The organism is Paenibacillus doosanensis (assembly GCF_025060755.1).
GTDB lineage: Bacteria > Bacillota > Bacilli > Paenibacillales > NBRC-103111 > Paenibacillus_S > Paenibacillus_S doosanensis.
Genome location: NZ_JANYUY010000057.1, coordinates 1 through 19,469, shown reverse-complemented (window position 1 = coordinate 19,469; position 19,469 = coordinate 1). Strand labels below are relative to the sequence as shown.

The 19,469-nt window shown below is 49.6% G+C and carries 20 protein-coding genes and 2 pseudogenes; 17 read left to right on the top strand and 5 right to left on the bottom strand.

Going from position 1 to position 19,469, the window contains the following annotated elements; genetic code table 11:
- Nucleotides 1-5: 5 nt before the first annotated feature.
- The 9 genes from N0M98_RS28280 (at nucleotide 6) to N0M98_RS28240 (ending at nucleotide 8,547) form a co-directional block, all read left to right on the top strand.
- On the top strand, nucleotides 6-1,316 hold the full coding sequence (locus N0M98_RS28280) for an ABC transporter substrate-binding protein (protein ID WP_259619850.1): 1,311 nt from the start codon (nucleotides 6-8) through the stop codon (nucleotides 1,314-1,316).
- 24 nt (nucleotides 1,317-1,340) lie between these two features.
- The gene (locus N0M98_RS28275) at nucleotides 1,341-1,562 is read left to right on the top strand and encodes a hypothetical protein (protein WP_259619849.1); all 222 of its coding nucleotides are present in this window, start codon (nucleotides 1,341-1,343) and stop codon (nucleotides 1,560-1,562) included.
- Nucleotides 1,553-2,296, top strand: a complete 744-nt coding sequence (locus N0M98_RS28270; protein WP_259619848.1) for a carbohydrate ABC transporter permease — start codon at nucleotides 1,553-1,555, stop codon at nucleotides 2,294-2,296. Before N0M98_RS28275 ends, N0M98_RS28270 begins: the two co-directional genes overlap by 10 nt.
- A gap of 12 nt (nucleotides 2,297-2,308) precedes the next feature.
- Nucleotides 2,309-3,139 carry a carbohydrate ABC transporter permease gene (locus N0M98_RS28265; protein WP_259619847.1) on the top strand — a complete coding sequence of 277 codons (831 nt, stop codon included), beginning with the start codon at nucleotides 2,309-2,311 and terminating at the stop codon, nucleotides 3,137-3,139.
- The gene (locus N0M98_RS28260; RefSeq protein ID WP_259619846.1) at nucleotides 3,139-3,837 is read left to right on the top strand and encodes a GntR family transcriptional regulator; all 699 of its coding nucleotides are present in this window, start codon (nucleotides 3,139-3,141) and stop codon (nucleotides 3,835-3,837) included. Before N0M98_RS28265 ends, N0M98_RS28260 begins: the two co-directional genes overlap by 1 nt.
- A 40-nt stretch (nucleotides 3,838-3,877) precedes the next feature.
- Nucleotides 3,878-4,615, top strand: coding sequence for a tyrosine-protein phosphatase (locus tag N0M98_RS28255; RefSeq protein WP_259619845.1), 738 nt, complete (start codon nucleotides 3,878-3,880; stop codon nucleotides 4,613-4,615).
- A gap of 186 nt (nucleotides 4,616-4,801) precedes the next feature.
- Nucleotides 4,802-5,779, top strand: a complete 978-nt coding sequence (locus N0M98_RS28250) for a LacI family DNA-binding transcriptional regulator (protein ID WP_259619844.1) — start codon at nucleotides 4,802-4,804, stop codon at nucleotides 5,777-5,779.
- 154 nt (nucleotides 5,780-5,933) lie between these two features.
- A complete protein-coding gene (locus N0M98_RS28245) occupies nucleotides 5,934-7,661 on the top strand; it encodes an amidohydrolase family protein (protein WP_259619843.1) in 1,728 nt (575 codons plus the stop codon).
- Between the two features lie 187 nt (nucleotides 7,662-7,848).
- On the top strand, nucleotides 7,849-8,547 hold the full coding sequence (locus N0M98_RS28240; protein WP_259619842.1) for a YczE/YyaS/YitT family protein: 699 nt from the start codon (nucleotides 7,849-7,851) through the stop codon (nucleotides 8,545-8,547).
- Nucleotides 8,548-8,717: 170 nt separating this feature from the next.
- Here the strand turns inward: N0M98_RS28240 and N0M98_RS28235 are convergent, their stop codons facing one another.
- A complete protein-coding gene (locus N0M98_RS28235) occupies nucleotides 8,718-8,891 on the bottom strand; it encodes an Arc family DNA-binding protein (protein ID WP_259619841.1) in 174 nt (57 codons plus the stop codon).
- Between the two features lie 148 nt (nucleotides 8,892-9,039).
- Between N0M98_RS28235 and N0M98_RS28230 the strand changes: the two genes are divergently transcribed.
- Both N0M98_RS28230 and N0M98_RS28225 read left to right on the top strand, forming a co-directional pair.
- On the top strand, nucleotides 9,040-9,342 hold the full coding sequence (locus N0M98_RS28230) for a hypothetical protein (protein WP_259619840.1): 303 nt from the start codon (nucleotides 9,040-9,042) through the stop codon (nucleotides 9,340-9,342).
- A 126-nt stretch (nucleotides 9,343-9,468) separates the two neighbouring features.
- The gene (locus tag N0M98_RS28225; protein WP_259619839.1) at nucleotides 9,469-10,575 is read left to right on the top strand and encodes a hypothetical protein; all 1,107 of its coding nucleotides are present in this window, start codon (nucleotides 9,469-9,471) and stop codon (nucleotides 10,573-10,575) included.
- 98 nt (nucleotides 10,576-10,673) lie between these two features.
- On the opposite strand, the gene N0M98_RS28220 is transcribed toward N0M98_RS28225, so the two are convergent.
- From N0M98_RS28220 to N0M98_RS28210, 3 genes are read right to left on the bottom strand one after another with little or no spacing between them, the layout of a single operon-like run.
- Nucleotides 10,674-11,915, bottom strand: coding sequence for an MFS transporter (locus N0M98_RS28220; protein ID WP_259619838.1), 1,242 nt, complete (start codon nucleotides 11,913-11,915; stop codon nucleotides 10,674-10,676).
- 46 nt (nucleotides 11,916-11,961) lie between these two features.
- On the bottom strand, nucleotides 11,962-12,417 hold the full coding sequence (locus N0M98_RS28215; protein ID WP_259619837.1) for a CBS domain-containing protein: 456 nt from the start codon (nucleotides 12,415-12,417) through the stop codon (nucleotides 11,962-11,964).
- Between the two features lie 37 nt (nucleotides 12,418-12,454).
- A complete protein-coding gene (locus N0M98_RS28210) occupies nucleotides 12,455-12,895 on the bottom strand; it encodes a MerR family transcriptional regulator (RefSeq protein ID WP_375295559.1) in 441 nt (146 codons plus the stop codon).
- A gap of 469 nt (nucleotides 12,896-13,364) precedes the next feature.
- On the opposite strand from N0M98_RS28210, the gene N0M98_RS28205 reads away from it, so the two are divergent.
- The 5 genes from N0M98_RS28205 to N0M98_RS28185 all read left to right on the top strand — a co-directional run bounded on the left by N0M98_RS28205 (nucleotide 13,365) and on the right by N0M98_RS28185 (nucleotide 17,964).
- A complete protein-coding gene (locus N0M98_RS28205) occupies nucleotides 13,365-13,829 on the top strand; it encodes a DUF8821 family protein (RefSeq protein ID WP_249860366.1) in 465 nt (154 codons plus the stop codon).
- Nucleotides 13,830-14,159: 330 nt separating this feature from the next.
- Complete coding sequence (locus N0M98_RS28200) at nucleotides 14,160-15,473, top strand: ABC transporter substrate-binding protein (RefSeq protein WP_259619863.1); 1,314 nt, start codon at nucleotides 14,160-14,162, stop codon at nucleotides 15,471-15,473.
- A gap of 30 nt (nucleotides 15,474-15,503) precedes the next feature.
- Nucleotides 15,504-16,397, top strand: a complete 894-nt coding sequence (locus N0M98_RS28195; protein ID WP_259619835.1) for a carbohydrate ABC transporter permease — start codon at nucleotides 15,504-15,506, stop codon at nucleotides 16,395-16,397.
- A gap of 10 nt (nucleotides 16,398-16,407) precedes the next feature.
- Nucleotides 16,408-17,208 (top strand): carbohydrate ABC transporter permease, encoded by an 801-nt coding sequence (locus N0M98_RS28190; protein WP_375295558.1) that lies wholly within the window; start codon nucleotides 16,408-16,410, stop codon nucleotides 17,206-17,208.
- A gap of 12 nt (nucleotides 17,209-17,220) precedes the next feature.
- Nucleotides 17,221-17,964: a Cof-type HAD-IIB family hydrolase gene (locus tag N0M98_RS28185; protein ID WP_259619834.1), complete on the top strand. Its 744-nt coding sequence runs from the start codon at nucleotides 17,221-17,223 to the stop codon at nucleotides 17,962-17,964.
- Nucleotides 17,965-18,118: 154 nt separating this feature from the next.
- On the opposite strand, the pseudogene N0M98_RS28180 reads toward N0M98_RS28185, so the two are convergent.
- Nucleotides 18,119-18,667 (bottom strand): annotated as a pseudogene (locus tag N0M98_RS28180) (ABC transporter substrate-binding protein); the annotation flags it as partial.
- Nucleotides 18,668-18,746: 79 nt separating this feature from the next.
- On the opposite strand from N0M98_RS28180, the pseudogene N0M98_RS28175 reads away from it, so the two are divergent.
- A pseudogene (locus N0M98_RS28175) lies at nucleotides 18,747-19,238 on the top strand (MerR family transcriptional regulator); the annotation flags it as partial.
- Nucleotides 19,239-19,469 lie beyond the last annotated feature (231 nt).

Below are 19,469 nucleotides of genomic sequence, written 5' to 3'. Positions count from 1 at the left end.
AAACGATGATGTTCAAAAAAACGGCGGCGGCCGGTGTGGTAGCCTTGGCCTTGCTGACGACAGCAGCCTGCGGAACCGCGAATCAGGAAGCGTCCGGTTCGGCGAAAGCTTCCGGCGAGCCGACCGAAATTACGTTCTACAGCTACAATCTGGCGATTGCCAGCCAAAAAGAGGGCGTGATGCAGCTGATCTCCGAATTCGAAGCGGCCCACCCGGATATTAAAATCGATCCGATCGCCATTGCCTCGACCGAAATCAACACGAAGGTACAGGCGGATATTGCCGCCGGCTCGCGTCCCGACGTGGCGCAGCTCGTCTTCGACGGACTGGACTATGCCGTGCAGAACTACGGCGCAAAAGCGCTCGAGGACATTGTACCGGCCGATGAGCTGCAAAAGAACTTTGAAGGCTTCTCCCCGAACGGGCTGAAGCTGGGGCAGCTAGCAGGAAAAACGTACGGCATGCCGTATACGTTCAGTACGCCGGTTCTATTCTATAACGCGAACATTTTCCAAGAAGCGGGGCTCGATCCGAACCAGCCGCCGAAGACGTGGGACGAGGTGAAGCAGGCGGCCCTGCAAATCGCGTCCAAGACGAAAGCCGCAGGCGTTCATATCCAAGGGATGGCCGGTGCAGATTGGATTGCCCAAGCGCTGGTCGGCAGCAACGGCGGCAAAGTGCTCTCCGATGACCGCAAATCCATTCAGTTCGGCGAGCCGGCGGCTGTCGGCGCGATCACCATGTGGCGGGATCTCATTCAGAGCGGCGCGCATGACAAATTGAACGACAACGACGTGACGCAATCGTTCAGCGAAGGGAAGCTCGGCATGGTGCTGACGACCAGCGCCCTGCAAAGCGGCTTCATCGCGGCAGCGAAAGCAGGAGGCTGGGAGCTGAAAAATGCGGCGATGCCTTCCTTCGGCAGCAAGCCGACGACGCCGGTGAATTCCGGCAGCGCCCTGTTCATTTTGTCGGAAGATCCAGCGAAACAGAAGGCGGCATGGGAGTTTGTGAAGTTTGCGACCAGCGAACGCGGCTACACGATTATTACGACGAAAATGGGCTATCTGCCGCTGCGTCCGGCTATCGTTGACGACGCCCAATACTTGAAGGAATGGGTCGCGCAAAATCCGCTCGTGAAACCGAATCTGGATCAGCTTACGCGCTTGCAGCCGTGGGTTTCCTATCCAGGTGCCAAGTTCAGCCAAGTGGAGTCTACCTTCCTCGACGCCGTACAAAAATCGCTGCAAACGACCGGCGACATTACACCGATCCTGCAGGATGCGCAGAAACGCGCGCAGACGCTGATTCAATAGGTTCGACCGGAAAGGAGAAAATTCATGAATAACACCCTTGCGGGGGCTCTGCCCAAGGAGCGGTTGAACCCGGTTCAGCGGGTGCGCCGCAAGCGCTCGCTGCGCTGGGTCATGCCGTGGCTGTATCTGCTGCCGGCCCTCATATCTATCGGTTTTTGGGTATATCGTCCGCTGCTGCAGACCGTTCGGCTCAGCTTCTACGAGTGGAACATGCTGCCGACTTCCCTCAGGTGTGGATGGGGCTGAAAAACTACAAGCTCCTGTTCACGCTGCCGGACATGAGCCAGGCGCTGCTGAACACGCTAATCTACACCGTCGGGGTGCTGCCGTTCTCGCTTCTCATCCCGCTGGCTATCGCCATTGCTACCGATAACATCGGCAAACGGTCGCGCACCCTGTACCGGGGGCTCGTATTCGTGCCGATGATCATGGCGCCGGTCGCCGTATCCGCGGTGTGGAGCTGGCTGATGAACCCGATGGGCGGCCTCATCAACAAAATGCTGACGGCGCTGCACCTGGTTCATGATCCGATCGGGTTCTTTTCCGATGCGAACTGGGCGATCTGGTCGGTCACGTTCATTACCGGATGGAAGTTGATCGGCTTCAGCACCTTGATCTTCTCGGCCGCCTTGTCCGGCTTGAATAAGGAATACGTAGAAGCCGCCCGAATGGATCGGGCCGGCCGCTGGCAAATCATTTGGCATGTGCTGCTGCCGCTGCTGTCGCCGACGATCATGTTCATGGCGATGCTGAGCACGCTGTTCGCCGCCGAATGGAGCTTCACGTACATCAATGTGCTCACGCAGGGCGGCCCGATGAACTCCACGACCAACATTTATTACCTGCTGTGGACGTACGGCTTCAAGACATTCTCCGTCGGATCGAGCTCGGCGGCAGCGGTCGTTGTCGTATTCGGCTCGAGCTTGATCGCGCTTGGCTTCATGAAGCTGTCGAACAAGCTGTCGTTCTACGATAACTAAGGAGGAACCGACGTGAAGAAAACGTCTTTAACTGTTTCACGCCCGGCGCTGGCCGGCAAGCATATTCTGCTCATTCTGCTTAGTCTGCTGGCTGTTTTTCCGTTCTACTGGATGCTGAATACATCCTTCAAAACGGCCGGCGACATCTACTCTACTTCGCTGCTGCCGAAGCATTGGACGTTCGACAACTATCTCTATGCGTGGAAAGCCATTCCGATGGCCCGCATGATGGCGAACTCGCTGACGGTAGCGATCGTGCAGACGACAACGCAGCTCTTGACGAGCGTGTTGGCCGCGTATGCATTTACCCGCTGGCAGTTTCGCGGGCAGAGCGTCGTGTTTGCGCTGATCTCGCTCACCTGGCTGGTGCCGTTCCAGGTCATCATGATTCCGAACTACGTCGTTATCAGCGGCTGGGGGCTGCGCAACCATTTGCTCGGGCTGATCATTCCGAACCTTGTTTCGGCCTTCGCCGTCCTGCAGATGTATCACGCCTTCAAGACGTTCCCCAAAACGCTGATCGAAGCGGCCCGTCTCGACGGCGCCTCCGATTGGAGCGTGCTGTGGCGAACCATATTTCCTAACCTGCGGGCGACGATCGCCTCCACGGGCGTGCTGCTGTTCATCTCGGCTTGGAACGATTACTTCTGGCCGCTGCTTGTCACGAATAAACCGCAGTTCTCGACACTGCAGATTGGTCTGCAATCTTTTATGTCCACGGAAGCAAATCAATGGGGGCCGATGATGGCGGCGACGACCATGGCGAGTCTGCCTATTCTCGTGATTTACCTGGTTTTGCAGCGACAAATTATCGATTCTTTCTTAAAAGGCGGCTTGCGTTAATGAATTCAATTGCACCCGGCGAACGGGAATATCCACAACTAACGGGTCTTGCTAAGCCCTCTTTGGAAAAGTTAGCCTATCAACAAATCCGCGAGCATATCATTAACGGGCACTATTTGCCCGGCCTGCTGCTCTCGGAGAATGAACTGGCCGAACGTCTCGGCATGAGCCGGACGCCGATTCGGGCGGCAATCTCCTTGCTGGAGACGGAGGGCTTCGTGGAAGCGATCCGGGGACGTGGCGTTTTTGTCAAAGACATCACGTTCCGGGAGTTCCTCGAGATGTTCGAAGTCTTATCCTCGCTCCAGCTATACAGCCTGGACATCGCGGCGGTGCGGAAGCTCGGCTTCGATCTGCCGACGCTGGAAGGCCATTTGGAGCGGCAGCTTCGCGCCTCCGAGGAGGACGACTACCGCACCTATTATGAAAGCGGGCTTCTTTTTATTGAAACGATGCTGCACCTCGTCAAGAATGCGAGCATGCTGCAAATTATCGAGCAAATTAAAGGCAAGTACATGTTCAAAATCATTTCGTACCGCAAGCTGCATGTCCAAGCGCTGCCGAAGCCGCAGCAATCGGGACATTTCAATAAACGCATCTATCAGGCGCTGGCAGCGGGAGAGCTGGACGAAGCCAAACGCATCGTCTTGGAGCTGGTCGAGCTGGTGCGTCAGCAATTCCAGTCGTTTAATATATAATAAAGCAGTCATCCTATAACAGAAACGGTGGTTACACGACATGAATCCAATGGTAAAAACAAGTGAGCGTGTCCTTGCGGTAGAAGGCGCCTATAATGTGCGTGATTTGGGCGGGTATGCAACGAAGGACGGCAGAACGACGAACTGGGGAGCGTTCTACCGCGCGGACGGCTTGCACCGTCTTACGGACGAAAGCCGCGCAGCGCTGGCCGGACGAGGCATCGCAAGCGTGATTGACTTGCGGCATGCACGCGAAGTGGAGGAGAAGCGAGACGTCTTTATGGATTACGAAGGCGTTGAGTACCACAACATTTCGCTGATCAACCCGGCGAAGGTGTCCGGCGGCGCGGTGCGCAGTCTGGGCGACTTGTACGTCGACATGCTGGACGGCGCGCAAGCGGAATTGCTGCGGATCTTCGATGTAATGGCGGATAGCGGCGAAAGTGCCGTTCTGTATCACTGCACGGCGGGCAAGGACCGCACCGGCGTCGTTTCCGCGCTGCTGCTGGCGCTGGCGGACGTGCCGTCGGAGACGATCGTCGAAGATTACAGCCTGACGGCCGACTGCTTGACGCCGATTCTGGATGAACTGCGCGCCGACCGCCCCGAGGGGGTACCGGCGGAGGTGTACGAGCATTTTATCGGCTGCGACCCTGCCAACATGGTCATGATGCTGGAGCACCTCGCCGAGAAGTACACAAGCGCCGAGCAGTACCTGCGCGGCATCGGTTTGACGGAGGCGAAGCTTCAGGGGCTGAAGGCTCGCTTGGTCGGGTAAGGCTGACGCGGCCTTATAAGGACACGCAAACGTCCCCTCTGGTTGGAGCTTGGAGGGGGCGTATTTTGTAAGAAGCTTTTACGAAAAAAGCGCTTGCAAATCGGATCGTTCCATGATAAATTTGAACTAATCCACTTAGTTAATCGATTAACTAAATAGAAAGGAGGCAGCAAAAGAAGGTTACCCATGGTTACTTTAAAGGATATAGCTAAACACGCGAATGTAAGCACCGCTACGATTTCCCGCTATTTAAGCTCCAATATTGTGGTAAAGAAAGAAACCGAGGAAAAAATCCAGCGGGCGATCAAAGAACTCGGCTATGTGACGAATGTGGTTGCCAAATCATTAAAGCATATGGAAACCTTTAACGTAGCGGTCATCCTGCCCAAGATTAATAATCTTTATTATTCGGAGATGACTTCCGGAATCAGTCAAATTTTGGGCCAGCATCATTATAATCTATATATTTATGAAGTAGACAACTTGAATCTAAGCGAAATAGAAATCATCCAGTTGATGCGTGAAAATATGATAGCCGGAATTGTCTTTATCGGATTATTTTCCGATCGTTCTTTTAAGGACAGCATTCATGACGTGATGAGCTGGAACATTCCTGCCGTATATGCCAATAGGTGCATTCCCTACGACGGTTTCCCTTTGCTGTATCCCGACTTAACGAAAGCAAGCCAGCTGGGCGCCGAGCATTTGTTGTCGAAAGGGAAGCATAAAATTGCCTATGTGCACAATCAACTGCCTGACGATCTACTTGATCATTTTATCGACGGCTTTAGGCAGGCGAGCCACAGTGACGACACCCCCACCATGATAGAAATTAAAGAGGGGATGGATTTAGCCAAAGATTGTATACCTCATCTTCTTCGGAACGATATCGACGGTGTCTTTGTTCTAAATGAAATGAGTGCAGTCCATTTGACCAAGGCATTGGTTGATTGTCAGATTAGCATCCCCAAGGACATGGCCGTGTTGAGTTTGGGAAACTCTCTCATATCGCAAATCTCTACGCCCGAGCTTTCTTGTGTAGATTTGCAAAACCGGGAATTGGGTATCCGAAGCGCGGAAATGATTTTGAGCCAAATTCGCAAAGAAGCGTTTGCTCCGGTAACGGTTCTGGAACCGTTCATTGTTGAACGTAAATCCACCTGATTTTTAGACAGCGGCAATAACTAAAAATCAGGTTTTTATTAGTCCAATTGGTTAATCGATTAACTAATTCTCAATCTCGTTTTCTATCTAAGTCTGGTTTAGTTAATCGATTAACCAAATCGATCCATTCTAACCATTAAAGGAGAGCAGAACAATGAAACTAACAGAGGCGAATCACCTGGAAAAAGTCCACGCTATTTTTGATATTCTAAATGGCAACAAAGAGGCCGATCTTCTTCTGAAAAACCTGAACATTTTGGACGTGCACGGGGAGACGGTCTATCAAGGATCGCTGCTGGTCTACGACAAACGTATTGTAGCCATTAATCCGGATGAATCTATAATTAAAGTGAAAGATGTCTTTGACGGGCAAGGACTTTATGCCATTCCCGGTTTGATCGACGCTCACTTGCACTTCGAGTCGCAATTAGCTCATCCGACGGCGCTGGCTGAGGCGATGGTTCCATGCGGAACAACGACAATTTTCGCCGAGTGCCTTGACCTTCTCAGCGCGGCGGGAGAGAATGGCATACAAGCGGCTCAAGATTTATTTAAAGACTATGACAAACTGCCTTATCGATTGTATGCGTTTGCACCGGGCAAAAAAACGGACGCAGCGGTAACAAGGGCTGTTTTGGATATGGAGCCTGTCATCGGGCTTGGGGAATTTGAGCATTTTACTTACAGCTCGGGCAATGAAGATGACTTCCGCAAGGCCTCCTGGGTAAGAGCCAAGGGCGGATTTATGAACGGTCACTGGGGCGTGACGGCGCTGTCCGACATGATCCTGAACTACTTGCCGGCGATCGGCGTATCGAACAATCACGATGTATGGAATGTGAACGATATCGAGAAAAGCATTCGCTATGGGTTCGCGACGCAGATCAAGTTTGGCGTCGGCAGCAGCGAAGTGATCAAAATATTGCTTCGCGCCATTGTGGATCGCAAGTTCCCGACCGATAACTTTATGCTTTGTACGGATAACATCTCGATCGAGCGGCTGCTCAAGATGGGACATATGGATTGGATTATCTCGCTATGCACGGAGATGGGCATCAACCCGATCAAGGCGATAAAAATGGCCTCCTACAATACCGCCAGATCCTTCCATATGGAAGATCAGATCGGCTCTTTGACACCGGGGCGGTTTGCAGATATCGTGCTGACGGATAGCTTATCCCGCATCAATCCGCTGTATGTGTTTAAAGACGGCGAATTAATCGCTAAAGACAAGAAATTATTGAAAAACGCCGATATCGACTACTCCAATATGAAAACCAAAGGGGTAGCAGGTCTGGATGACTTGACGCCGGAGCAGCTGGACATTGTCCCCTTGGAAGTTTCCGAAGACGGCACACAGGCCAAAGTCTACTTGTTTGATGTGTACGGCCGCGGGCATGCCAAGTTTTATCAGGAAGTTTGGGTGCCGATGCGAGAGGGCAAGATTGTTCCGGAATATGAAGGCGAGAAATTAAGCCGGCTGTCCGTTATTCAACGCTATGCGGATGACAAGCGGCATATCATTAGCGGCCTATTCAAGGGCGTATATGTAGATCGCGGGGCTGTAGCGACCTTTTGGCCTGCCCCTACGCCTTACTTCGTCGCAGTCGGACAGGAAAGCGAAGAAATGTGCTTCTGCGTGAAACAAGTTGATCAATATTCGGGAGCCTGCATTGTAACGGAAAATAAAACGATAAACAGCGTCATGCCGCTTGAGATTTACGGTGTGATGGCGGATATGACCGTGGATGAGTTAACTTCGAGCGCCGCGGCAATCGATGCCGCCTTAGAGGAGTTAGGAAATCGCAACGAGGGTGAGCCCGTCGTTAATAAGCTGTTAAGTCTATTTATTTCGCTGCATCGTTTCCGTTTCATGGAATGAAGCTGAGCGGTCTTACCCACAAGGAAGCTGCCTCCTTCGCGTGAAATGCGGCAGCGGCGAACCCCCTGCGGTCGTCGCTGCCGAGCATTCACCCCGATCATTTTTCATGACAGGAAGTCTGGAATTGCGTTTAATGTAAGCGCTTCATACAAATCATTTATTTTATGTAGAGAGAAGGATGGTAACTATGCAAAAAAACGCAGAGGATTTGAAAAGCGACGGCAGCTTAACGAAGCGGTGGATTATGTATATCATTGGGATTTATATCTTGACGATTGGCGTTAGTTTGGCTATTAAGGCAGGCATAGGAATTTCGCCCCAAAGCAGCCTTACCCGGGTGATGACGGTCGTATATCCCGGTCTATCGCAAGGAACGTACAATTTCATTCTGGAAATGATCATGCTGTTTTTAACTTTTGTCGTGCTGCCCAAAGGATTTAAACTGAAAAACTTTACCTCGTTAATCCCATCCTTCGTTCTGGCTGTATGTCTGGATTTCAATTTGAAAATGACGGGGTTCATTCAGCTTGATCTATATTTTTCAAAACTGCTGCTGCTTATTCTTGGAGACGCGGCACTAGCCTTCGGCTTATTTCTGATGATTCGCGCGGATCTCGTCCTTATGCCGATCGATTTGTTCGTTCATACGCTGGTGATGAAAACCCAGAGAAAATGGGGCAATATTAAAACGCTCTTTGACTGCTCGCTGCTTATTATTTCGGCGTCCATCGGTTTGATTTTCTTGCATAAGATTATGTTTATTCGTGAAGGCACAGTGCTTAATGCTATATTTGTCGGACAATATTTAATCTTTTATTCCTATCTGTTTAGGAGAGTGAAGGCTAGAAAAGACGCTGCCAACAACAATAATCTTATTGATGCTTAAGTCAAGGCTTTTCTGCCTGCTGGATGCCTGGTACCCGGCGCGGAGTAGAGAGATGTTCCGCATTATCGATAACGAGCGGGATTTTCCTTAACCGGGCAGGCGAAATTGAATGTTTCCAGTACGAAGGAGCATGCCGCGGCATGCTCCTTCGTACTTTTTTCGAATTGATATTATTTTTCGATTTGAATAATCCCATTCTTACGCTCAAATTCTTCGATGTGTTGCTCGATGAGATATTCAATTTGCATGGCAATGGAGCGTTTGTTTTTATCCGCAATGACTTTGATTTTATCAAAATTCTCTTCTGCTAGCCGCAAGGTAAAGACCCGTTTGTTCGTAGCCATAAAAACGAATCCCCCCCTTAAAGTGATGTCAATATTATACCAGTATGAATGCGCCGTATATACGGCCACATTGACACTAAAGTGATGTCACTATACAATATTTGTTATTAAGCATTCACTTTGATTTCACTTATTGGGGGTGTAGAGTTTGGTAAAGAATCTTAGAGCTTATTTGCATGATTTTATTGCTATGAGGACAGAGGAAATTGGGAGTAGCGTTCTGAAGCAAGATGCGGGATATCGTGAATTATCCGAAGAACTTCAATCTTTGTTAAAAGAGATTTTTAAGTATGTCCCGGTAGATCGGCACCCAATCATATTTTCTTATGAAGAAAAAGAGCAGGCCCAGATGGCATTAGTCATTGAAATGATGTACAAGCGGGGACTGATTGATGGAGTCTACTTAAATCGAAGATTGTCCGGAGTCATCGTAAGTGAGGATGACTCCTAAATACATATCTCTGTAAGCGCTACCAAAAATAACCCGAAAAATGAATTGTTGCAGCTCTTAAGTTGCTATACAATTCAAATATATGGAAACCTGGAAGGTGTCAGCGAAGGGACGGTGTCGGGAATTATGGGAAACCGGACGTTTTTGAGTGTTACTGCAGAGGCGGGGGATGGAGAGTATGAAGATGTCGCCTTTGAGACGAATAATTTTCTCGCACCCTTCTGGTTTAGCCTTGCCAGTGAAGAGCAATATCAACGCTATCGCGAGCGGCTGATCACAGCTTGGAATGCAGTTAAACCGCACTTGGACAATGAGGATCTTGAGGATATGCCCGAATGGGAGGCATTTGCGGAGGCGTTGTATTGGCCTATTCCATGGGATGAGGCTGTAATGCAATTGCGACAGAGCTTGCCTGTTACATTGGCGCGGTTTCCGGCGCTCGGTCCCTATATGTTAGAATGGCTGGAAACTTTATTTACCTATGTGCGTGCGCATCCGTCTCCTGTTGTCCATTTGGAATTAGCCCAGTATTTTCATTTTTATACCGACCCCCTTGAGTACTTGGAGCAGATTGAGCATTGCCTTCATCTTTGGCGGCGTCCGGACGCATTATGGTTTGAGCGCTGGAACGACGATACGAACCCGTATCTATTGGGAGGCGAGCATATACCCAAGAGAGTAGCGAATGGTGAGGAGCGGAAGCAAGAAGAAACAACGGTTACGCCGGAGATTGAGGAAAAAAAGCGTTCTTCGCAGCAGTCGGAGAAGTTATATGTCTGGCTGCTTGCTATCTTGTCGGGAGCGCTTTTTCTAGGAGCTTTACTGCTGTTCGCAAACAAGTGGCTGGCCGTTCTAGCCTTCTTTCTCCCTTCTATTTGTATCGTTTTGTGGGAGTTATTGATTCGCCCGAAGAAGAAGATCAAGCACTCTGTCAAGAAAGAAAGACCGGCTCCATCGCTGGCAGCAATCAAGATCGCGTATTACGATGGAACATCGCCGATAAAGCTCCAAGGCATCGAAGCCGTCAATTTGGATAAAACCGATTCTTTTACTGTACTTTGGCCTCATATTGCGCGTGCTCAAGTTAGCTCGCCGAATCAAATCGAGCTTATACTTCATACGGAAGCTGAGGGTTTGTATCCATCGCCTGCGCTTGTCATTCTCGATGGCGTTTTAGCGGCTGAACCTATCGCCTCTGCCGTTCATTGTATGGCTCATCTTTCGCGGATGTAGCCGCATCAATAATGTGCCGGTGACGCTGCCGCGGCAGCGTACGGATAAAAAAAACAGACTCTCGTTGGAGAGCCTGTTAAAGAGTCTGAATGAAATGATCAGTGACCCGATCCCGCATGGTCGACATGCTTGACGTGATGATAGTTAAGTCCGACGATAAACCCGGCAATAATGACAAATACGGTCGCAGTGATGAACGGAACGTGAGGATTGAACACCTCCGCCAGTTTCCCCGCAAAATAAGGCGCCACCGCCGCGCCCAAGAACCGAAGAAAATTATAGGCGGACGACGCGGTGGAACGCTCGACAGGAGCGGCATTCATGACTGCAGTCGTGACCAAGGTGTTATTGTTCCCCATGACGGCTCCGCTCAGAATGACTGCAACGATAGGTACCCAGTGGATATTCGTCCAAATACCGATGGCGAGAAGCAGCACTGCGAACAAAGTGAACATAAGACACATAGCTTTGACGGTGCCCATCCATTGCTGGAGCTTTGGCGCCATAAATACGGAAGTAATAGCCAGCAGGATGCCCCATGCTAGAAATACATAACCTAACCCGTGCACATCCAAGCCCATCACAAAAGGCGCATAGGCTAACACTGTAAAGAATCCGAAATTATAAAGTGCTGCTCCGATACCGAAAACAACGAGAGAACGGTGTTTCAGGGCGCGAAACGGTTCGGCGAATGAAGTCCCCCGTTTGGCGCCGGTCTGCCCTTTCAAGGCCGGCATGAAGATGAGCACTGCGAAAAAGGCGATGACCATCAGCAGAGCAACGCCCAAAAACGGTCCTCTCCATGAGATGGCACCAAGCCAACCTCCTAAAAGAGGACCTACGGAAATACCGAGACCAATCGCGGCTTCATACAAAATAATGGCTTTGGCATTTCCGCCTCTGGACAGTGAAATGATAGCGACGAGTGCCGTGGCTACAAACAGCGCATTGCCGAAGCCCCAACCGGCACGCCAGCCAACAATCGCCCAAATGTTATTGGACAGGCCGCCGAGCGCTGAAAACACGGCAATAATCACGATGCCGCACACCAGTGTGCCTTTGGCTCCCATGCGCGATGAGATCGCTCCCGTCACTATCGCAGCCACAGCCATTACCGCATTGTAGCTGGTGAACAGCAGAGTGACCTGACTCTGGGTGGCATGAAGGTCTTCGGCGATCAACGTTAAAATAGGGTCGACCAGCCCAAGACCCATAAATGCGATAATCGAAGCAAAAAAAACGGCCCAAACCGCTTTTGGTTGGTTTAATAGGCCTTCTTTTTCTTGCGAGGATGCCGCTGGAGTTTCTTTACTTGCTATAGAACTCTGGTTTGCTGACATTCAGGTTTCTCCCCCTTTAATTCTGCCCCTATTATGAAACTGGGTATTAAATGATTGTTTTAAAGGAATGGCGGATGACATCTCCGCGGCTTAGGATTCCAACCAATACTCCATTTCGCTCAACGGGAAGTTTTTTGATTTGTTTTTTTCCTAAAATAGAAGCGGCGTTTTCAATTTCTTCATCCCATGAGATGGCAGTCACCCTTTTAGAGGCTATGCTCATAACGTTTAGATCAAGCAGTTCACGCATTCTTTCCTCGAAATTTTCCTGATCTCCTTTAATCACGGCCACCCAATAAAACGAATCCACGACCCGATCGTCATGTTTGCCGATATACCGCATAATATCCCCGTCACTGACGTATCCTACAATCTCGTCTCTTTCGTTCACGACAGGCAGCCCGCTGATCCGGTGATCAATAAACGTTTTGATGACAGAACGTATGGTATCAGTTTCTTTGGCTTTATATACTTGGCTGATCATTATCTCATGAGCTTGCATTATAATGCCTCCCTTGTGTTATTGGTCTTCAAAGTCTTTAGGGCTTCTTCGATATGTCCTCTTCAATTTTCTTGACCCTTGCTCGCGCACGCTCCCTAAGAGCCACTAACTCCGTTTGGATACTGAGGATTTTATGAATCTTTTGTGCAATGATCTCAAGCTGATTATCGGTGATGGCTAAAATTTCGTTCAATTTCTCCATTTGTTCCTTGGGATCGGAGGCCTTTTTATATTCAGCCTTCTGGCTCTCCAAACTGTCCCGGAGCGATAAAAAATGCTGCAGTTCTTGCAGCGTAAACCCTAATACTTCTTTGGCAACGGTAATTCGATTCAAATACTCGATATGTTCCTGCCGGTAAAGTCTAGTCCCTCCCTCACTGCGCTCAGGAGAAGGTAGAATGCCAATTTCTTCGTAGTATCTGATTGTCCGCTTGCTCAAACCGCTCTGTTTGGCAACATCGTCGATTTTCAATAACACATCCGTCAAAGAAGCAACCTCCTTCCGTTTTGTTTTTTTATTATATATACATTTAACGTTAACGTCAATTATGATAATGGCATTATATTTGTTTTTATTTGTTTTATTACAGAGGTTCGTCTATTAAATCGTACGTATACGTTACATTTAATATGTCCATTAGAATGAAATACAACGAATGAGATTTCTTTAGTGGGAATCCGTTAAAACGTAGCTTTTATTATGAGCTTTAGGTATGAATTTATCCTATCCGTACGGATACGCACGGATTTCATTTGCCGAGACGAAGGATTTTGACGCGACAACTTCGTTTGTTGTATGTTTAAAAGAGCTGTTTGTTAATACCCGTTTGTGTGAACACTATGTATCATGCCAATCCATTCGACAGAAAAAGTTCGTATCCTCAAAAGCAAGAGCTTGAACAATAGTCTAGTTTCCGGCCAATAAATTTAGAAAATGAGGGATGGAAATGTCGTATGTCGTTGATTTTAAAAACGTGTCCACGGTTGGTTTGGAATCCTCGCCTGTAGCCGAAGCGCTTGCTGGTTTACGTGCCAATGAAGCACGCTATTTTATGAATAAGTACAAGCATGAATTTACAGTGGTGCCGGCCAGCGAAAGTCAGGAGAGCCTGGATTACGTGAACCGGATTTTAAAAGAAGAGCGCAGCATTGAATTTGCGGCCAAGCCTTTGGAAACGTCGCGGTTTCAAGTGGAAAATATTCAGTTCACCTACGTCTTCTATGAGGATGGTCTCGGGCTTAATGTCATGTATACGGTGGATGATCCAAAGAAGCGGGCGGTTGGTTTCAAGCTTTCCGAGGGGATGGAGGTACCGCAGGAGCTGGAGGGGAAATTTAAGTTCGCCCGGCAGAAATCTAAACTAGCGGGGACCATCCGGGGCTCGTTTTTTGTAATTAAGGGACAATATTAAAATAAGGACGAAGTCTTCCGCGGCACACTAAAAAATATGTTGCAGGATCATAGGGTATAGAGTATATTTGTCTGAGAATCCAAAAAATTCATACAATTGAATTGCCGGCTGTGGGCTGAGTATTGGAGAAACCCAATTGCTACTTATTTCTTTTTTCCTTACGGAGAAAGGAATGGTTGCAACTGGGTTTTTTTTGTTGGCCGGAAAAGGGGGGATCGTCGGAACAATCCGGACCAAAGGCTGGAGGAATGGCAATAACTAATTCGACAAAGGGAGTTGAAACGAGTGTTTTTTCTCAGAGCCAAAATTTCAATTGTAACCGTTCTCACGATGTGCGTATTGGCGCTTACGGCGTGCGGCGGAGGAAGCCCCGCTGCAACAGGAGGCTCGTCATCGGACCAAGCCGGCGCGAATTCAAGCGATTCGGAGAAAAAAGGGACCAAACCGATCGAGCTTTCCTTCTACTATCCGGTAGCTGTCGGAGGGCCTCTGACCAAAATATTCGACAAATTGGCGGAGCAGTTCAACAACGAGAACAAGGACGGTATTACCGTGAAGCCGATCTATACCGGCAGCAATCAGGACACGTTAGTGAAAGCGCAAACCGCAGTGATGGGGGGCACTCCGCCCGATCTGATGCTGTCGTCCTCCACAGATTTGTTCACGCTGCTCGATATGGATGCGATTATTCCGCTCGACGATTTGGCGGCCAAAGACGGCGGGGATGCCTATCTGAAGGATTTCTACGAAGGATTTATGGCCAATGCGCAAACCGGAGGAAAGACGTACAGCATTCCGTTCCAGCGCAGCACGATCATTCTTTACTACAACAAGGAAGCGTTTAAAGAGGCGGGCCTCGATCCGAACAAGCCTCCGCAAAATTACAAGGAATTGACGGAGTACGCCAAAAAGCTGACTAAGCCGGGGCGTTGGGGCATCGAAATCTCTTCGACCGATTACATCGGCTGGATGTTCCAGGCTCTCGCTCTGCAAAACGGCAAAAATCTGATGGACCAGGACGGCAAGAAGGTATTTATTAATACTCCGGAAAATGTCGAAGCGCTGCAATATTGGATCGATCTGATCAAGAAGGAAAAGGTTATGCCCGAGGGCACGACCAACTGGGCGACGATTCCGTCCGATTTCATCAGCGGGAAGACCGCTATGATGTACCATACGACAGGCAATCTGGGAGCGGTCAAAAGCGGAGCCAAATTTGATTTCGGAACGGCGTTCCTCCCGGCCGGCAAAAACTTCGGCACTCCTGTAGGCGGCGCGAACCTGTATATCTTTAAAGGCATTGCGAAAGAAAGGCAAGAGGCGGCGTGGAAATATATCCGCTGGCTGACGCAGCCGGAACGTCTCGCGCAATTCAGTATCGATACGGGTTACGTCGCGCCGACGAGAAGCTCCAATGAAACCGAAACTATGAAGAAGTATATCGAGTCGTTCCCTCAGGCGGTTACCGCTCGCGACCAGCTGAAATACGCCTCGGCATCGTTCTCTACCCATAACTCCGGGGAAGTCGGGAAGGTTCTGAACGACAAGCTGCAGTCCGCCATCGTAGGCTCCGTGCCGCCTGCGGAGGCCCTTAAGAATGCGCAGGAAGAGGCCGATAAGCTTCTCGCTCCGTTTAATAAGTAATCGATTAGCATCAAGAGGGAGGAATGATCCATGGAGAAGCGGTTAGTGGCCAGAAGATTGCGTGAAAACATGCATGCGTGGCTGCTTCTCCTTCCTACTTTCGTTTTTCTCGCCATGTTTACGTTTTACCCTTTATATAAAACGGTAGCTACCAGTTTTTATTTGAAAAAATTGGCGATTCGCGTGCCGCAGTTTATCGGAGGGGAAAACTACAGGCATTTATGGGAAGATGCGAAGTTTTGGAAGGTGCTAGGCAATACGATCGTATTCGTGCTGGGGACGGCGCCGATTGCTATGGCAATTGCGCTTGCAATGGCTTTATTCGTGAATCGTGCGATCAGGGGCAACGGGTTTATGAGAACGTTTTACTTTTACCCGACAGTTATTCCGGCCGTCGCCATCGCCAACATATGGCTGTTTATTTACACGCCGAGATACGGCATCTTGAACAGCATCCTCGGCTGGTTCCATATCCCGTCGGTCAATTGGCTGGGTGATGTCGGCACGGTTCTAGGATCGACCATTGCCATGGCGATCTGGAAGGAAGCCGGTTTTTTAATGGTGTTTTACTTGTCCGGGTTGCAAAATATTCCGAAGGATCTTTATGAAGCGGCGGATATCGACGGGGGGAGGCCGTGGTACATTTTTCGCAAAATTACGTTCCCGCTGCTGATGCCCAGCACCTTGTTTATTTTCATCATCGCAACCACCGGTACGTTTAAGCTGGTGGACCACTTGCCGGTCATGACCGGCGGGGGACCCGACAATGCGAGCAACCTGCTGCTGTATCTGATTTATGAGACGGCATTCAAGTTCTGGGATGAGGGAATGGCAGCAACATTAACCGTGGTCTTAATTGTTCTGCTCTTAATCGTTTCGTGCATTCAATTTTTCGGTTTAGACAAGAAAATTCATTATAGTTAGGATGATCGAAATGCGCTACTTAAAATATGGCGTGATGTACGTGCTGGCTGCCGTTTGGATCATCCCGTTAATTTGGACAGTATGGACATCGTTTCGGCCCCGCGATCTTATCGTCTCCGCAGGCTGGTCGCTGCAGTTTACAGTAGATAACTATAAGCATGCATGGAGCGCGGCTCCGTTCGGATTGTATTATCTGAACACGATTGAGATGGTCATCGGCATTCTGGCCGTTCAACTGGTTACCGTCACTTTTGCGGCTTATGCGTTTGCCCGGATGAACTTCTGGGGAAAAGATGTGATTCTCATGCTTGTGATGGTGCAGATCATGGTTCCCCCGGATATATTGATCGTTCAAAATTATCAGGTGCTGAAGAGCTTGCATCTGCTGGACACGAAGCTCGGCATCATGATTCCTTATTTTGCTTCGGCATTCGGAACTTTTTTACTAAGACAGACGTTCAAGTCCGTACCTTACGAGCTTGAGGAAGCGGCAAGGCTCGACGGCTGCAATTTGCTGCAAATTATTATGAGAGTGTATGTGCCGCTGGCTACGCCTTCCATCGTCTCGTTCGGCATTGTCTCGATCAGCCATCACTGGAACGCGTTCCTTTGGCCGCTGATCGTCACGAACTCGCCGGAGAATCGGCCCTTAACGGTGGGGCTAGCCATATTCGCCCATGCGTCGGAGACCGGGGCTCAATTTGCGGAGGTGACGGCAGCGACGTTAATCATCGCATTGCCGCTGCTGCTAGCATTTTTTATATTCCAAAAAAAGTTTATCAACAGCTTCATGCATTCAGGTGTGAAGTAAACAAGGAGACGCATGACGACATTCAAACTACTTGCACTGGATATGGATGGTACTTTGCTCAATGACCGGAAGGAAATATCGCGGCAAAATGCGAAGTGGATTGCGACATGCCGCGAACAAGGAATCATCGTTGTATTATCGACGGGACGAGGCATTCAGCTCATCCGTCCTTATTACGAGCAGCTGCAGCTGGACTCGCCTATCGTCGCCGTCAACGGCGGAGAGGTATGGAAAGGGCTTGACCAGCAATATGTGCGCCATGCGATGCCATTTGAGCAGATCGACCGGCTGCGCCGGCTTGCTCTCGATCTGGATGTGTGGTACTGGGCGTACCATACGGAAGGTAAGGTGAACCGGAATACATGGGATGAGCTCGCCGCCGGCCAAATGAAATGGATCAAATTCGGCTTCCGTACGGAGGATTCGGCTGCAATGGCCGCCCTTCATGAGAGAATCCCGCAGATTGGCGACTTTGAGCTCACGAATTCACATCCTACCAATATTGAAATTAACCCCGCGGGGATTACGAAGGCTAGCGGGCTGCGCGAGGTATGCAAATTGCTGGACGTCAGGATGCAGGAGGTTGTGGCGGTCGGGGATAGCGCCAACGATCTGGCCATGATCGTAGAAGCGGGACTGGGCGTTGCGATGGGGAATGCGCAGGAAGAGGTGAAGCTCCGAGCCGATGTGATCACGGATTCCAACGAAGAAGACGGCGTTGCGAAAGTGATTCAACGGTATATTTTGCGAATATAAATAAACCATATCACAAGGAACGGCAATTGGCGCTTTATACCTGGATGCCGGGGCGCTACTCACGGAGCGCTATGGCGACTTTTGGTTAGGATCTTAAAAAAGCATCGGGAAAATACGATCCCGATGCTTTCATTTTAATCAACCCAAAAGCAGATTACCGGCTGCCTGCAAACAATTGCTGCATGTAGGTTAAGCCTTTGAATTGCCCCATAGCCAGCGGGCCCAGTATTTCCGTGTCCACAACGAACATCTTCTTGTTCTTCACGGCGGCTAGCGAATTCCATACCGGATTCGTCTCCAGATCTTGGAGCGTAATTTCACTGGAGTTCGTATAGTCTTTACCGTCGAAGATGTATTCCGGATCGAGCTTGCCGATGCCTTCCAGCGTAATCTCTCCTACATTGGACATTCCCTCGAACGGCTTGAATCCGAGCTTTTCGTAGTAAAGCGCCATCCGCGAGCCGCTCCAGTAGGTGAACGACTTTTTCCATGGCATGATGAACAGCGCCGTTTTTCCTTTGGCGCCGGATTTCTCCATCGTTGCCGCGACCTCGGATTGTTTCTTTTGGAACTGCTGAATATATTCCTCGGCTTTGGCTTCTTCGCCGATGGCCGCCGCGACGCCGCGGATCGTTTCCTGCCAATTCAGAGTGGCATTGACGGTAACGGTTTTGGCAAGCATATCGAAAACGGTTTGCAGCTTTTGCTTGCACCTTACGTAACGTAATGTTTTACAATAGAGCTACCGGTACATAGCTAGCGCCAAAGAGTGGAGATGGTTAATGAAGAAACATTGGAAGGTCGGGGACCTCGCCAAGCTGACGGGGCTCACCGTAAGAACGCTGCGCTTTTATGATCAAATCGGCCTGTTGTCTCCATCCGGCCAGACGGAATCGGGTCACAGGCTGTACAGTGAAGCGAACTTGTCACGCTTGCATCAGATATTATCGCTTAAGGAGCTGGGCTTATCCCTTGAGGAGATTAAGTCGGCCTTAAGCGGCGGGCAGATCAGTCCGCTTGAGATCGTGGGCCTACAAATGAATCAAATCAAAGAGCAGATCAAGCTGCAGCAGAAACTATTGGAGCAGCTCAGACATGTATCCAAGCTTTTGCAGGGCAAGGCGGAATTGACGGTGGAAGATTTCACGAGCCTTCTGCAAGCGATGAAGATGGATTTGGAGAAGCCGGTTATTGAGCGGCAGACGAGTTGGGAACGACATTTGGATTTATTGGGAGACTTTCTTACCGAAGAGAGCGGAAGTCCGAAACATAAGTCCAGCGGTATGATGTCAAGTCCCCGAATCGGTCGAATTGGAAATTTTCTTGGCTGTAACAGCTGGGAGTGCCGAAAAAAGGACAGCTCAAACTGAACCCAGCGAAAAATCGAGATAATATCCAGATTTTAACTGGGAATTATGCCAGGGACTTTAGCAAAGGAGGCGTTAATCCTTCGCAGGCGTCACCTTCTTCCGTGGCGTATAGAGTTGGCCGTTGCGTAGCAGCAC

Excerpts from the sequence above, each read along its gene's own strand:
- N0M98_RS28195 (WP_259619835.1), top strand. The coding sequence starts at position 15,504 with ATGGAGAAGCGGTTAGTGGCCAGAAGATTGCGTGAAAACATGCATGCG.
- N0M98_RS28200 (WP_259619863.1), top strand. The coding sequence starts at position 14,160 with ATGTGCGTATTGGCGCTTACGGCGTGCGGCGGAGGAAGCCCCGCTGCA.
- N0M98_RS28225 (WP_259619839.1), top strand. The coding sequence starts at position 9,469 with ATGGGAAACCGGACGTTTTTGAGTGTTACTGCAGAGGCGGGGGATGGA.
- N0M98_RS28240 (WP_259619842.1), top strand. The coding sequence starts at position 7,849 with ATGCAAAAAAACGCAGAGGATTTGAAAAGCGACGGCAGCTTAACGAAG.
- N0M98_RS28260 (WP_259619846.1), top strand. The coding sequence starts at position 3,139 with ATGAATTCAATTGCACCCGGCGAACGGGAATATCCACAACTAACGGGT.
- N0M98_RS28270 (WP_259619848.1), top strand. The coding sequence starts at position 1,553 with ATGGGGCTGAAAAACTACAAGCTCCTGTTCACGCTGCCGGACATGAGC.
- N0M98_RS28280 (WP_259619850.1), top strand. The coding sequence starts at position 6 with ATGATGTTCAAAAAAACGGCGGCGGCCGGTGTGGTAGCCTTGGCCTTG.
- N0M98_RS28185 (WP_259619834.1), top strand. The coding sequence starts at position 17,221 with ATGACGACATTCAAACTACTTGCACTGGATATGGATGGTACTTTGCTC.
- N0M98_RS28255 (WP_259619845.1), top strand. The coding sequence starts at position 3,878 with ATGAATCCAATGGTAAAAACAAGTGAGCGTGTCCTTGCGGTAGAAGGC.
- N0M98_RS28250 (WP_259619844.1), top strand. The coding sequence starts at position 4,802 with ATGGTTACTTTAAAGGATATAGCTAAACACGCGAATGTAAGCACCGCT.
- N0M98_RS28220 (WP_259619838.1), bottom strand. The coding sequence starts at position 11,915 with ATGTCAGCAAACCAGAGTTCTATAGCAAGTAAAGAAACTCCAGCGGCA.
- N0M98_RS28235 (WP_259619841.1), bottom strand. The coding sequence starts at position 8,891 with ATGGCTACGAACAAACGGGTCTTTACCTTGCGGCTAGCAGAAGAGAAT.
- N0M98_RS28215 (WP_259619837.1), bottom strand. The coding sequence starts at position 12,417 with ATGCAAGCTCATGAGATAATGATCAGCCAAGTATATAAAGCCAAAGAA.
- N0M98_RS28205 (WP_249860366.1), top strand. The coding sequence starts at position 13,365 with ATGTCGTATGTCGTTGATTTTAAAAACGTGTCCACGGTTGGTTTGGAA.
- N0M98_RS28245 (WP_259619843.1), top strand. The coding sequence starts at position 5,934 with ATGAAACTAACAGAGGCGAATCACCTGGAAAAAGTCCACGCTATTTTT.
- N0M98_RS28190 (WP_375295558.1), top strand. The coding sequence starts at position 16,408 with ATGCGCTACTTAAAATATGGCGTGATGTACGTGCTGGCTGCCGTTTGG.
- N0M98_RS28275 (WP_259619849.1), top strand. The coding sequence starts at position 1,341 with ATGAATAACACCCTTGCGGGGGCTCTGCCCAAGGAGCGGTTGAACCCG.